At 28.2% G+C, this 14,418-nt stretch carries 10 protein-coding genes; all 10 read left to right on the top strand.

What is annotated here, in order from left to right; translation table 11 throughout:
- The first annotated feature begins 30 nt into the window (after positions 1 to 30).
- The 10 genes from EXC62_RS07900 to rpsP all read left to right on the top strand — a co-directional run bounded on the left by EXC62_RS07900 (position 31) and on the right by rpsP (position 14,418).
- Complete coding sequence (locus tag EXC62_RS07900; protein ID WP_162140134.1) at positions 31 to 1,863, top strand: glycerophosphodiester phosphodiesterase; 1,833 nt, start codon at positions 31 to 33, stop codon at positions 1,861 to 1,863.
- Positions 1,860 to 3,440: a DUF5011 domain-containing protein gene (locus EXC62_RS07895; protein ID WP_026390228.1), complete on the top strand. Its 1,581-nt coding sequence runs from the start codon at positions 1,860 to 1,862 to the stop codon at positions 3,438 to 3,440. Before EXC62_RS07900 ends, EXC62_RS07895 begins: the two co-directional genes overlap by 4 nt.
- Positions 3,441 to 3,604: 164 nt before the next feature.
- The gene (locus EXC62_RS07890) at positions 3,605 to 4,849 is read left to right on the top strand and encodes a glucoamylase family protein (protein WP_052589755.1); all 1,245 of its coding nucleotides are present in this window, start codon (positions 3,605 to 3,607) and stop codon (positions 4,847 to 4,849) included.
- Positions 4,816 to 6,444 carry an alpha-glucosidase gene (locus tag EXC62_RS07885; protein WP_026390227.1) on the top strand — a complete coding sequence of 543 codons (1,629 nt, stop codon included), beginning with the start codon at positions 4,816 to 4,818 and terminating at the stop codon, positions 6,442 to 6,444. The genes EXC62_RS07890 and EXC62_RS07885 overlap by 34 nt, the downstream gene beginning before the upstream one ends.
- Positions 6,431 to 7,390: a LacI family DNA-binding transcriptional regulator gene (locus EXC62_RS07880; RefSeq protein WP_162140133.1), complete on the top strand. Its 960-nt coding sequence runs from the start codon at positions 6,431 to 6,433 to the stop codon at positions 7,388 to 7,390. Before EXC62_RS07885 ends, EXC62_RS07880 begins: the two co-directional genes overlap by 14 nt.
- Entirely contained in the window at positions 7,387 to 9,471 is a 2,085-nt protein-coding gene (locus EXC62_RS07875; RefSeq protein ID WP_162140132.1) for a glycoside hydrolase family 3 N-terminal domain-containing protein, read from the top strand. Before EXC62_RS07880 ends, EXC62_RS07875 begins: the two co-directional genes overlap by 4 nt.
- The gene (locus EXC62_RS07870) at positions 9,468 to 12,761 is read left to right on the top strand and encodes a GH36-type glycosyl hydrolase domain-containing protein (protein ID WP_052589748.1); all 3,294 of its coding nucleotides are present in this window, start codon (positions 9,468 to 9,470) and stop codon (positions 12,759 to 12,761) included. Before EXC62_RS07875 ends, EXC62_RS07870 begins: the two co-directional genes overlap by 4 nt.
- Before the next feature lie 219 nt (positions 12,762 to 12,980).
- Entirely contained in the window at positions 12,981 to 13,652 is a 672-nt protein-coding gene (gene rhuM, locus EXC62_RS07865; protein WP_052589746.1) for a RhuM family protein, read from the top strand.
- Positions 13,653 to 13,700: 48 nt separating this feature from the next.
- The gene (locus tag EXC62_RS07860) at positions 13,701 to 13,994 is read left to right on the top strand and encodes a type II toxin-antitoxin system death-on-curing family toxin (protein WP_162140141.1); all 294 of its coding nucleotides are present in this window, start codon (positions 13,701 to 13,703) and stop codon (positions 13,992 to 13,994) included.
- A gap of 181 nt (positions 13,995 to 14,175) precedes the next feature.
- Entirely contained in the window at positions 14,176 to 14,418 is a 243-nt protein-coding gene (gene rpsP, locus EXC62_RS07855) for a 30S ribosomal protein S16 (RefSeq protein WP_026390225.1), read from the top strand.

Raw genomic sequence — 14,418 nt, 5'->3', positions numbered from 1 at the left:
TTCGAAACGTTTCGATATAGAGGTGATGAATTGAAAAAAACATTTTTAGTAATGATATTTGTATTGCTTTTATTACCATTAACAATTACAGTTAAAGGTATAGAGTCAAGTTTTAAACTTGATAAATATGATGAAATATATGATGTAAATGATTTTGAATCAAATATTATTGGTGCTCCAACAGTTTGGGTTAAATTTCATAATTTTGAACAAATCAGTTCGTTTAATGATAATGAGAGACCGGTTGGCTTAATTTTGGAAATCAATAACGACCTAACTGTAAAAGGTAGTGATAAAAACTATTTGTTTGGTGAAATAATTGATTTAATTTATAAAAAAATTATACCCGTGTTTCAAATTAATGATGATGTAGTTGATGAGTTAAATGTTATCTTGAAAAAATATGAATTTAAGGATTATTTTATCTTAGATACTAAAATTGAAAATCTTCAAAAAATAAAGTCTGATAATCCATATGCTAGAACAGTTTATCAAGTAGATATTAAAAAAAATCAAAGTCAGGACTTACAATTTTTAAAAGAATTACTTGCAACTTATAATCAATCAAATGCTCAAGTCTTATTTGTTAGTGGAAATAGATTGACTAAACAAAGTGTTGAATATTTACAAAAGCGCGGTGTAATGGTATTTACAAATAGTAGTGATGATGATGTTAGTTTATATCAAACACTAGTAACTGGAGTAAATGGAATTCTTGTTTTTGGAAATCACATTAATTTGTATAATATTTATAAGTCACTTCCTATTAATACAATCATAAGAAAAAATTTTGTGATTGCGCATCGTGGATATTTTGGAAGAGCACCTGAAAATACAATTGAAGCTGGACAAGCAGCAATTGATTTAGGGGCTGATATTATTGAACTTGATATTAGGTTTACAAGAGATTTGGAAATAGTTGTTATTCATGACGATAATACAGAGCGAATATCAGATCGTAACGTAGCAGTTAAAAGTATGTGGTCAGTTCTAAAAACTGTCGAACTTAGAAATAGTTTGGATAAACAAATCTTTATTCCTTTATTTAGTGATTATTTAGATTATTTTAAAGACAAAGAAGTTGTTCTGTTTGTTGAATTAAAAGAGCAATCTGAAAGTTTAGCAAGAGCTGCAATGAAAATGATAGAAGAACATGAAATGACAAGTAATGTAATGATTATATCATTCAATAAGAATGATTTGCTTGCAGCTAAAGATGAACTTCCAACTGTTGGAATCGGATATTTGTTAGGTGGATCATCAGCAAATAACACAAATGCTCTTATAAATGAAGTTATTGATTATACTGTGGTCCATAATACTAAATATAACCCAAGTTATACAGCGGTTGATAAAGATGGTATCAAGGCTTTAAACGCCAGAGGAATATCGGTGTGGCCATGGACTATTAATGGTACAGCGATTTATAACGAGCAATTAAGAGGTAGTTTTGGAACAACTACTGATAGCACTAATATAGCTGCTAATATTCCGGTAACAGTAAAAACTACTTTTGAAAAAAACTCGAAACGTTTAAATTATAGTAGTGAAATATTTGATGGGAAGAATGAATTGGTTGATAGTAAAGTTATTTATCAAATTATTAATGATGATAAAGGAATTTTAAAATATGACGATATCGAAACGTTTAGAATTGATGGAAAAGGAAAAGCATATTTACTTGGAAGTTATGAATATGAGTTTACAAATGGTGTAAAAATAAATGTTTTAACTGATGTTTTCGAAGTCGATAATAGTAATAATATAGTTTTAATTGCTTCAATTGGTGTTGGCATACTAATAATTAGTGTTGGATTATTAGTAATAATAATAAAGAAAAATAAAAAAGGAGAAATAAAATGAAAAAAATACTTATAGCATTTTTTGTAGCTATATCAGCGCTTGCACTAGTTTCATGTGCTAAAAAGCCTGATGATAAAGATGATGATGTTCAACAAGGTAAACCAGAATTAAAAGGTGTTGAATCTGTTGAAATCGAAATTGGAGATGAATTTGATCCAAGAGCAGGTGTTACTGCAACTGATGAAAAAGATGGTGACATCACTAGTAATATAAAAATTACAGGTGAAGTTAATGTTGATAGAGCAGGAACATATACATTGAGTTATTCAATTACTAATTCAGCTGATAAAACTACTAACAAAAATCGAGTTATTTTTGTTAAAGGATTAGGTGGACTTGTTAATGGTGACTTTGCTGATGGATTAACAGGATGGACACAATGGTTTGATACTTCTAAAGCATATGAAGTAAACTTTGCAACTGAAGAAGGAAAAGCAGTTATTGATATTACAGTTGATCCAACAGATGCGCAATGGTGGGGAGTTCAATTATCATATAAATCACTAAGCTTAAAAGCATTTGAATCATATAAACTAATCTTTACAGTATCATCTGAGAATGAAAGATATATGAATTATCAAATTCAAGGTGGTGGAGTTGATAAACCATTTGGTGAAAAAAACTTAATCACTTTAGGAACAGAACCACAAGTAATTGAAAGAGAATTTTTCGTTAAAAAAGATGCTGAAGGTGCTGAATTACAATTTGCATTTGGTAACTTTACAAAAGCAGCATACAACAATACAATTAACGAAGAAATTGGTGCAGTTTCTGGAAAAATATATGTAAGCAATGTTCAAATTGTTAAGGGACCAGAACTTGAAAATCAAGCACCAACATTAACAGCAAGCAATGTATTGCTAAAAGAAGGTACAGAAGAATTCTTAATTAAACAAGGTGTAACTGTAAGTGATGATAGAGACACTTTAACATTAAACGATGTTGTTGTTAATGATATAACAGAAGGAACTAAATTTGCATTACCAGCTGTTAAAGGTGTTTATACATTTGAGTATACTGTAACAGATTCTGAAGGATTAGAAACAAAAGTTACAAGAAAAGTTACAGTAGCAAGTCCATTTGAAGTTCCAGGATTTACAACAGTTGGCGAAAATGGTATTCCACTAGATTGGGAATTATGGCATGAAACTTCAAGAGGTGGTTTAACTGCAACAACTGAAGATGGTACTGTAAAAATTGATATAACTAAAATTGGTGATGGTGAAAACTTAGGAAATATTTGGGAAAATCAATTTAAATATACTAAGTTAGCAGCATTTGCTGGAACATATAAACTAACATTTGAAGCAAGAGCTGATGTAGCAAGACCAGTTAGAGTTGCAATGGAAGGTAATGGTGGTGTAGGATTAACTAACCTTGCACAATCATTCGATTTAACTACTGAATGGGTAACATACACATTAGAACTTGGTGAAGTGGTAACAGATGCAACAGTAGCAAATAGAAGCTTACAATTCTGGTTTGGTAACTTCTCTAAAGTAGAAGGATATACTGAAGCTGCAAACATCTTAACTAGTGTATATTTAAGAAATGTTATTATAACAAAAACAACTTAATTTATAATTATGAAGACGAAACATTCAATAAAAAAGGTGTTTCGTCTTTTCTTTATAATAACGTTTACATAAAATTGATAAAATGAGTTGAAAAGGTTGAAATAAAGGTCTCATTAATGTATCATATATATGTATCGAAACGTTTCTATAAAGGAGAGATTATGATGAGAAGAAAGATAGAGAAGATCCAAGAAACTGCATTTAATTTTTTTAATGATTATAGTAATTTAGACTATAATTCAAAAGGATTTGGTTTAACAGTTGATCATACTAATGATTTAGAAAAAGCAAGTATTGCAGCTACAGGTTTTACCTTAAGCAGTTATATAATTGCAGATAAATATGGTTATTTAGCACATGAAGAACTTATAAAACGTGTTATTGGAACATTAAAAACATTATATTACAACGTTCCACAATATGAAGGTTTTTTTGCTCATTTTGTTGATATGAAAACAGCAGAGAGAAAGAATAAATCTGAATATTCAACAGTTGATACTGCACTTGCTTTAAATGGTGTTATTGCTTGTATGCAATATTTTAAAAATGAAGAAATTGATAAATATAGTAAATTAATAATTAACAGAGTTAATTGGAAACATTTTGTTCATAAACGTAATGGAAAAGATACTTTGTATATGGCATATAATGATCTTAAAGATGGTGATTATGCAGAAGGAAAAAGTGGATTTATTCATCACTGGGGAATGTTTGCAGAACAATTAATGATGTATGTAATGGCTGCTGCTAAAAATGATTTTAGTATTGAAGAAGCAAGATCTTTATATAATGGTTTTGATCGTATAAAAGGAAGTTATGATTCATATGAATTTATTTTCTCTCCAGGAAATACGTTATTCATCTATCAATATCCATTAGCATGGTTAGATTTAGAAAATGTTTATGACTTAGATAATATTTCATGGTTTTTAAATGCTAAGAATGCATGTATGGCACAATATAAATGGTGTATGGATAATAAAGAAAGATATAAAACATATAATCCGAATTTCTTTGGACTTACAGCTTCTGATTCACCAAACGGATATGCAGTTTTTCATGCATTACCTAATGATAGAGATTTAATCATTACCGATGGAACGGTTGCTGCTAATGCAATAATTGGTTCACTTCCTTTCATTACAGAAATTGCTTTAAAAGGAATCAAAGATATGTTTAATATTGATGGACTTTGGAATAGTAAATATGGCTTTTATGATGCTTTTAATTTTGAAAAAGATAAATGGATTAGTAATCGATATATAGCTATCGATAAAGGTTTAGAAATGCTTATGGCTAACGCATATTTAACAAAAGATGTTCAAACAGCATATATGAATAGTAGTATTATTATTGAAGGGATGCGAAAACTAGGATGGGAAAAAAGAATTGGTGGAAAGACTCGTTAATATATCAAATATATCCGTTAAGTTTTAAAGATAGTAATGGTGATGGTATCGGAGATATAAATGGTATTACTAGTGAATTAGATTATTTGAAATATTTAGGTGTTGATGTTATTTGGTTATCACCAATTTACGAATCACCAATGGATGATAATGGCTATGATATTAGTAACTATTATAAGATTAATCCAATGTTTGGGAATATGGATGATTTTAAAAAACTGCTTGATACGGTTCATGAAAAGGGAATGAAGCTTATTATGGATTTAGTCGTTAATCATACATCCGATGAACATGTTTGGTTTAAAGAAGCGGTTAATAATCCTGAAAGTAAATATCGTGATTATTATATATGGAGAAAAGAACCAAGCGATATTCAATCAGTATTTAGTGGTCCTGCATGGGAATATGAACCAAAAAGTATGGAATACTATTTCCATTTGTTTAGTAAGAAACAACCAGACCTTAATTGGGAAAATGAAGAATTAAGAGAAGAAATCTATAAAATGATTAATTATTGGTTAGACTTAGGAATTGATGGATTTAGATTAGATGTTATAGATTTAATTGGTAAAGATATTGATAAAAAGCAATTAGCTGATGGACCATATTTAGAAGAACGTTTAAAAGAAATGTATAATAAATGTTTCAAAGGAAGAGACATTATGACTGTTGGGGAAACACCAGGGATTTCAATAAAAAGAGCTCAAGAACTAACAGCATATCCAACGAATTATTTAGATATGGTTTTCCAGTTTTCTCATATTTCTCTAGATGAGGAACAAGGTAAAGGTAAATGGTTTTTAAAAGATTTGGATTTAAAAGAATTAAAAACTGTTTTTGAAAATATTCAAGATACTTTTAAGACTAGTGGATGGACAAGTTTATTTTGGTCAAACCATGATCAACCTCGTGCTGTATCTAGATATGGAAATGATACTAAATATCATAATGAATCAGCAAAAATGTTGTTTACTGTTTTATATAGTCTTAAAGGGACAGCGTTTGTATATCAAGGTGAAGAGATTGGTATGACGAGTATTAAGTTTGACTCAATTGATGAGTATAAAGATATTGAGACAATTAATATGTATAATGAATATAAAAAATTAGGTTTTAATGATGAATGGATATTTAAATCGATTTATAAAAAAAGCCGTGATAATAGTAGAACACCTATACAATGGGATAATACTATAAATGGTGGTTTTACAAATGGTACTCCATGGATTAAAGTTAATGATAATTATAAAGATATTAATGTTAAAAATGAAATTAATGATTCAAACAGTATTTTAAATTATGTTAAAAAGTACTTTGAAATTAGGAAAAAGAATGAAGTTTTCTTAAAAGGTGATACAATATTTAGTGATGTCAATTCTGATTGGTTATTTACTTATAAACGCATATTTAATGACAAAGAGCTTATTATTGTCGCTAATTTTAGTTCTAATATAGAAAAATATGAGTTTAAAGACTATAATAAGTATAGAGTATTGATAACAAATTATGATGATTATAATATAAGTAGGAATAATGCTTTACCACCATACTTTGTGGGGATATATGAAAGGGAAGATGAAAATGGCAACAATTAAAGATGTAGCAAAGAAAGCAGGAGTGTCGATATCAACAGCATCTTATGCACTCAATAATCAGCCTAATGTACATAGTAAGACACGTGAAAAAATATTAGCAGCTGCTAAAGAATTAAATTATTATCCAAATGCAAGTGCGAGAAATTTAAAGACAAAAAGAACAGGTAATATTGGTTTCTTCATTTATGGGTTTGATGGTCCAATTTTCGGTGATATTCTTGAAGGGGTTAATAATGAATTACAAAAGAAAGGATTTAACATTATTGTAAGTAGTGGTGAATCTTCAGCAGTAATATTGCGTGAAAGACAAGTTGATGCAGCAATTGTCTTTGATTCAAATTTAACAGACGATACTTTGTTAAATTATTCTGAAAAGTATCCAGTCATAGTTTTAGATCGTGATTTAAAAGGGAAAAATATTTATAAGTCTCAAGTTGATAATAAAAAAGCAGTTGAAAGATTTATTTCTGAAATGGTTGATAAAGGTTATAAGAAAATTGCATATTTAAGTGGGCCAAAAGATTCACCATCAAATTTAGAAAGATATAAAGGATTTTGTAATGCTTTAAATGAAAAAGGAATTAAAGAATTTAAGCATTATGAAGGTGATTTTACAATTGGATGTGGATATGAACTTGGTAAAAGAATTGCTCAAGAAACAGAAAAACCTGAATTTATTTATTGTGCAAATGATGAAAGTGCTGTCGGTGTTTTACAAGCATTTAGAGAATTAAATGTTAGAATACCAGATGAAATAAGTGTTGCAGGTTTTGATGGAATTATGCTTGGTGAATATACGATTCCAAACCTAACAACAATCGCAATTGACTATAAAGATTGGGGACATAATTTAGCACACTTTATTACGGTTTTATTAAATGAAAATGAAGTTTTAGAGATTAAAGGACCAGAAGCTAAAGTGAAATTTAAGGAGTCTACAAAATGAAAGAATTATTAAAAAAGATGACGATAGAAGAAAAACTTGGACAATTAATTCAAATTGCTCCATTCTTCTATATTAAAGATTTAAAAAATGAACTTTATGGTCCAGCAGTTGATTTAGGACTTTCTAAAGAACAAATTTATAAAACTGGTTCGGTTTTAGGTATTGGTAGTCCAGAAGAAATGATTGAAGTCCAAAAAAAGTATTTGGAAAACAATAGACTTGGAATACCGTTAATGTTTATGGCGGATATTGTTCATGGTTATGAAACGATATTTCCAATACCACTTGCTATAGCATCAAGTTGGAATGAAGAATTGATTACGGCATCAGCGAGAGTATCAGCAAAAGAATCAATAACTTCCGGAATCCATGTAACATTTTCTCCGATGGCTGATTTAACAAGAGATCCAAGATGGGGACGTGTAATGGAAGGATATGGTGAAGATCCATATCTTAATTACAGGTTTAGTGCTGCGGCAACTAAAGGTTATCAAGGGAAAAATATTAAGAATGATGGTATTGCAGCATGTGTTAAGCATTTTGCAGCATATGGTTTAAGTGAAGCTGGTCGTGAGTATAATACAGTTGATTTAAGTGAATATCAACTTAAACAAAATTATTTGAGTGGATACCAAGGAGCAATTGATGCAGGAGCAAAAATGGTTATGACATCATTCAATTTATTCAATGGTATTCCAGCAACAATGAACAAACACTTAATAAAAGATATTTTGAGAGAAGAAATGAAATTTAATGGAGTTGTTATCTCTGACTACAATGGACTTAGAGAAACGATAATTCATGGAATAAGTAAAGATAATAAAGATGCAGCAATTAACTGTATTGATGCAACTCTAGACATTGAAATGGTTTCTGGCACTTATATGACTGAACTTAAGAGTGAATTTGAAAATGGAACACTTCCAATTAAACTATTAGATGAAGCAGTTTTAAGAATTTTGAATTTAAAAAATGAATTAGGTTTATTCGAAGATCCATTTAAAGGTGTATCAAGAGTTGAACATGATAAAATTGTTTTATCAAAAAGTCATTTAGATTATGCCAAAAAAGCTGCTGATGAATCAATTGTTTTATTAGAAAATAAAAATAATGTTTTACCACTTAAAGAAAATCAAAAAGTCTTTCTTATAGGACCAAATGCTCATGAAAGAAATTTAAATGGAGCTTGGTCATGGCATGGTAAGCGTGATGTTAATGAAAATTTATTTGATTTATTATCAAAAAAGAACCTAGTTCATAATATTGATGCTGCTGATGTTGTTGTTTACTTTGGTGGTGAGAAGTTTAATGAATCTGGAGAAGCAAAATCAAAAACAGATATTAATTTTAATTTTGGACAATTAGAAGAGATAAAGAAATTAAGTGCATATGGTAAACCAATTATTACTGTTGTTGCATCAGGTAGACCACTTATTTTAACAGATGTTGCTAAACATTCAGATGCAGTTATTCAAGCATGGTTTTTAGGTACTAAAGCAGCAGAATCAATTAGTGATGTTATCTATGGTAATGTCAACCCATCTGGAAAGCTTACAATGACATTCCCAAGATCAATTGGACAAGTACCAATTTATTATAATGCTCTTAATACAGGTAGACCGAAGAATAATTATGATAATGAATATACATCAGTATATATTGATTCACCAAATACTCCGTTATATCCATTTGGATATGGACTTAGTTATAGTAAGTTTGTTTATGGAGAGATTAAATTAAATAAAGAAGTAATGAGAGAAAATGAGAAAATAGTGGTTGAAATAAATGTAAGTAATGATTCTTCAAGGGCAGGATTCGAAACGATTCAATTATATATTAGAGATATCTTTGCTAAAGTTTCAAGACCATTAAAAGAGTTGAAAAAATATCAAAAAGTTTGGTTTGAAGCAAATGAAACTAAGACAATCAGTTTTGAAATAACTGAAAGTGATTTAGTTTATTATGATTCAAACTTGAAACAAAGAATTGATGAAGGTGATTTCATAGTTTATGTTGGACCTTCAAGTGATAATGTTAAAGAAAATATATTTAAATATAGCGGAAGGACGAAAGAGATATGATTAAGTTTAATACACAAATTAGTGTAGATAGAATATCAACAGATAAGTTAAATTTTGAAATCTTAAAAAGTGGTGATATTTACCAAATCTATCAAAATGATACTTTGATAAATCTTTTAAAAGGTAACTTATTAGATGGTAGTGTTTCAAACATCTATTTAAGAAGAGAAAATGAAGGAAAGTATGAATTTGAAAAGTTATTAGGAGTTAACTCTAATAGTGAATATGAAATTAAAGGAAATAGTGTTATCTATAGTGGGGTTGCTCTAGATGTTAAATATCAAGTAACATTATCTATTGTAGAAAACAGATGGTATTATGATGTATTACTTGATAAAGTAGCAAGTAGTCATAATTATGAATTATTCTATGGTCAAGACGTATCTGTTGCATCACGTGGAATGGTTCAAAGTAGTGAAGCTTATACAGGACAATATGTTGATTATAAAGTTTTTATTCGTGATAACAAACATACTGTTTTATCACGTCAAAATCAAGGTACTCCAAATTTAGTACAAATTGGTAGTTTTAACGAAACAAATAGTTTCTCAACAGATGGATTCCAATTTTTTGGTTTATCATATAAAGAAACAAATATTCCTGAATCATTGTTAAAAGAAGAATTAGAAAATAGAAATTATCAATATGAGTTTCCATATGTAGTAATTCAAACTAAAAAATTTAAGCTTGATTCTAAAAAGAATTTTATCTTTTATGGATTATTTGTTGAGAATTATAAAGAAATTAGAGAAGAAGAATTTGAAATTAATCCTAGCCCAATTGTAAATCATGAGTTTACTAAATTAGAAAATGCTAAAAAGATTACTCATAAAATAGATTTTGGAAATACAATTGTTGGACTTGATATTCAAGGTGAAGAATTAAAGTCTAAATTTAAGAATATTAGAAATTTAGAAGAAGAAAATGGTAAAGTATTATCATTCTTTGCAGATAACTATAAGCATGTTATTACAAAAGAAAAAGAATTATTAGTTGAACGTCCACATGGACATATATTGATTCATGGTGATATCTTAAATGCTAGTGAAAATGTTTTTGCATCAACAGGATTTATATCAGGTATTTTCTCATCACATATAGTACTTGGAAATACGAATTTCCACAAACTATCAGGTGATGTTAGAAACATGCTTAATGTTCAAAAGATTGCTGGATTAAGAATTTATATTGAAGTAGATAATAAATATAGTCTACTTACATTACCATCATATTTTGAAATAAATGCAAATTCACTAAAATGGGTTTATAAATTAGATAATGATACTTTTGAAATTACTTATGACGCTTTAATTAATGACTTACAACAAAGTTTAGAATTTAAATCATTAAAAGGAATAAAGTATAATGTTTTAATTACTGAACCAATTATCATGGGTGAAGTTGAAAATGGAAGAGGAATTGATTTTGAAGTAAATAGTAAAAAGGAAATAACATTTACTGCAAAGAAAAATCAAATGGTTATGGATAGATATCCTGATTTAAAATATAAGTATATAAGTGCTAATGATGTTGAAATATTAGATGATCAAGAAATATTTGGCGATGATGCATCTTATGGTATGTTGTTACTTAAATATAGAAACGTTTCTAGTTTTAAATTACATTTACTTGGAACATTGGAAAAAGATTTTAAAAATCTAAAAGAATATGATAAATTAAAAGAAGAAGAATTAGCAAATAATTTCTACCATAGTATTATTCCATTAAAGATTGAAGGAAATGTAAGTAATAGAATAAATGCATTTAATGATTTATCATTTTGGTATGTACATAATGCACTTGTTCATTACTCTTCACCACATGGATTGGAACAATTCAATGGTGCAGCTTGGGGAACAAGAGATGTTTGTCAAGGACCATTTGAACTATTTATTACAGCACAAAAATATGATTTAGCTAAGAGAATTTTACTTAAAACATTCGAAAGACAATTCATTGAAAGTGGAGATTATCCACAATGGTTTATGTTTGATAAATACTATTATATTCAAGCACATGAATCACATGGTGATATTATAGTTTGGCCACTTAAAGCACTTGCAACTTATCTTGAAGTTACAGGAGATAGAAGTATTTTAAGCGAAAAAGTTTCATATATGTCACTTCAAACTAATGATTTTACAAAAGAAAAATATTCAATTGTTGAACATGTTAATAAGTCACTTGATAGAATTAGAAGTACTGAAATTGAAGGTATTCCACTTCCTGCATATGGTGGAGGAGACTGGGATGATACGTTACAACCGGCAAATCAAGAATTAACTAAGATTATGGTATCAACTTGGACAGTATCTCTATTACATCAAGCATTTAGTAAGTTACTAGAAGAATTACCAAGTGATGAAAAAGAATTAATCGATAGAATTAAAAAACATGATAAAGATTTAACTGATAACTATTATAAATATTTAATTAAGAATGAAATTCCAACAGGATTTACAATCTTTGATAAAGATGAAGTTAAAGCTTTAATTCATCCAACTGATAATACAACAGGACTTAAATATAGATTGCTAGCAATTAATAGAGGAATTATTAGTGAATTATATGATAAAGATAAAATTGATTTTTATGTTGATTTAATTGATAAGAATTTAAAACATCCTGATGGTGTTAGATTAATGAATGATGCTGTAACTTATAAAGGTGGTAAGCAAACGTACTTTATGAGAGCAGAAACTGCTTCAAATTTTGGTAGAGAAGTAGGTCTTCAATATGTACATGCTCATATAAGATATATAGAAGCAATGGCAAAGATTGGTAAGAATGATTATGTCTTAGATGCATTATCAGTTATTAATCCTATCAATATTAGACAAAATGTTAAAAATGCTTTATATAGACAAAGTAATGCATATTTCAGTAGTTCTGATGGATACTTCTATGATCGTTATGAAGCTAAGAAAAATTTTGATAAGTTAAGAACTGGTGAAGTTCAAGTTAAAGCGGGTTGGAGAGTATATTCAAGTGGACCTGGTATTTACTTAAATCAGTTAATAACAAATGCTCTTGGTATTAAAGTACATAATAATGATTTATTAATTGATCCAGCTGTTTCAAAAGAGTTTGATAATGTAACAGTCAATTATAAATATTTAGGTAAAGATTTAAAAGTTAAATATCATCATTCTGATAAAAATAGTGTATTAGTAAACGGAAAAGAAGTTAGTACATTTGTTAATAACAAGTATAAAGAAAATGGATATTTGATTGATAAACAAGAGTTAAGTAATGCAACAAGTATTACTGTTGATGTGTTTTTCAAATAATTAACTAACAAAAATATTGATAAGAATAAGGAATGTTCAAAGTAGCATTCCTTTTTTTATCTAGAAAGTTGTTTTTGGAATTTAAATTTATTATGTATTATTTGGGCTAAAAGAGAAAATCAAACAAAAAAAGTAAAAATATATATTTCTGACTAATATAAGGTTAAAGAAAATAAAAACTAGTGAAGAATAGTTTTAAGACCTAAAGGATAATGAAATATGAATGTAAAAAAAGATATTATAATTTTTAAAGATGATACATTAGAAATAGAAGTCAATATAAGTCCAAGCGAGGATACCGTTTGGTTGACACAAGAACAAATATCTACATTATTTAATAAAAATAAATCGACAATTTCAAGGCACATTAAAAATATTTTTGATTCTGGGGAATTGAATAAAAATGAGTCAGTTGTAAAAAATGCAACCGAGTTAAGTATTACTGATTATAGAACAGGTGAAATCCAAAATGCTAAAAGAGAAATAGAATATTATAATCTTGATGTTATTATATCAGTTGGATATAGAGTCAATTCAATAAGAGGCATTGCATTTAGAAAATGGGCTAACAATATTTTAAAAGAATATATGTATAAAGGATTTGTCGTTGATCAAGAAAGATTAATCTCAAATGATAAGAATTATAAGTCTTTTGCAACTACTGTTAAGCTTATATCTGATTTGGTAGATAGAAAAAAACTATCAGCAGATGAATCAATAGGTTTGTTAAAAGTTATTTCAAAATATGCTTATGCCATGGATACATTAGATAAGTATGATCATCAAACACTAACAATTACAAATATTACGAACGATGATAAGCATATTAAACTTGAATATGAAGAAGCTATAAAAGAAATTAAGAAGATGCAAGATTACGGAAAGAGTTAGTGGTTTGGTAAAGAAAAGGATGATTCATTTAAGGGTGCCTTAAGTGCAATTTATCAATCAGCGTTTGGTACAGATATTTACCCATCAATAGAAGAGAAAGCAGCAAGTCTTTTGTATTTTATTGTTAAAGACCATGCTTTTTATGATGGAAATAAAAGAATTGCAGCGTCTATTTTTTTGTGGTTTTTAGATATCTATGGGATATTATATAAAAATGAGTATACAAGAATAATTGAGGATAATGCTTTAGTAGCAATTGTTTTAATGATTGCACTATCAAATCCTAATGAAAGGGATATGATTATTAAGATTGTTGTTAATCTAATTAATCAAAATAATTAAAGGTTTTTATTTTTAAAGAACATATCTTAAATTTGATTTTTAAATGTATAAAGGTAAAAATATTCTCTTAACTAATGATAAGTAAAAACAAATTATTAATAGTGTTAAGTAAAAATACTTGACATTACCTTTTTTATTGGTATAATAGTTAAGTAAAATGTAGAAAGAGAGTGAATTATATATGGCAGTTAAAATAAGATTACAACGTTTCGGTTCAAACAAAAAACCTTTTTACCGTGTTGTAGCAAGTGATTCAAAAGCACCAAGAGACGGGAAGTTCTTAGAAATTATCGGTACTTATGACCCATTAATTGACAAAGTTTCAATTGATGCAGCAAAAGTAACAAAATGGTTAGATAACGGAGCTAAACCAACTGATACTGTAAAGAGCTTATTTAGAAAATATAACGTTTTAAATAAATAA

Origin of the sequence: Haploplasma axanthum (assembly GCF_900660745.1) — a bacterium.
Lineage (GTDB): Bacteria > Bacillota_I > Bacilli_A > Acholeplasmatales > Acholeplasmataceae > Haploplasma > Haploplasma axanthum.
Note: the sequence above shows the minus strand (reverse complement) of the source record. Positions and strands in the feature narration are given on the sequence as shown.

Excerpts from the sequence above, each read along its gene's own strand:
- EXC62_RS07895 (WP_026390228.1), top strand. The coding sequence starts at position 1,860 with ATGAAAAAAATACTTATAGCATTTTTTGTAGCTATATCAGCGCTTGCA.
- EXC62_RS07890 (WP_052589755.1), top strand. The coding sequence starts at position 3,605 with ATGAGAAGAAAGATAGAGAAGATCCAAGAAACTGCATTTAATTTTTTT.
- EXC62_RS07885 (WP_026390227.1), top strand. The coding sequence starts at position 4,816 with ATGGGAAAAAAGAATTGGTGGAAAGACTCGTTAATATATCAAATATAT.
- EXC62_RS07880 (WP_162140133.1), top strand. The coding sequence starts at position 6,431 with ATGGCAACAATTAAAGATGTAGCAAAGAAAGCAGGAGTGTCGATATCA.
- EXC62_RS07875 (WP_162140132.1), top strand. The coding sequence starts at position 7,387 with ATGAAAGAATTATTAAAAAAGATGACGATAGAAGAAAAACTTGGACAA.
- EXC62_RS07870 (WP_052589748.1), top strand. The coding sequence starts at position 9,468 with ATGATTAAGTTTAATACACAAATTAGTGTAGATAGAATATCAACAGAT.
- rhuM (WP_052589746.1), top strand. The coding sequence starts at position 12,981 with ATGAATGTAAAAAAAGATATTATAATTTTTAAAGATGATACATTAGAA.
- rpsP (WP_026390225.1), top strand. The coding sequence starts at position 14,176 with ATGGCAGTTAAAATAAGATTACAACGTTTCGGTTCAAACAAAAAACCT.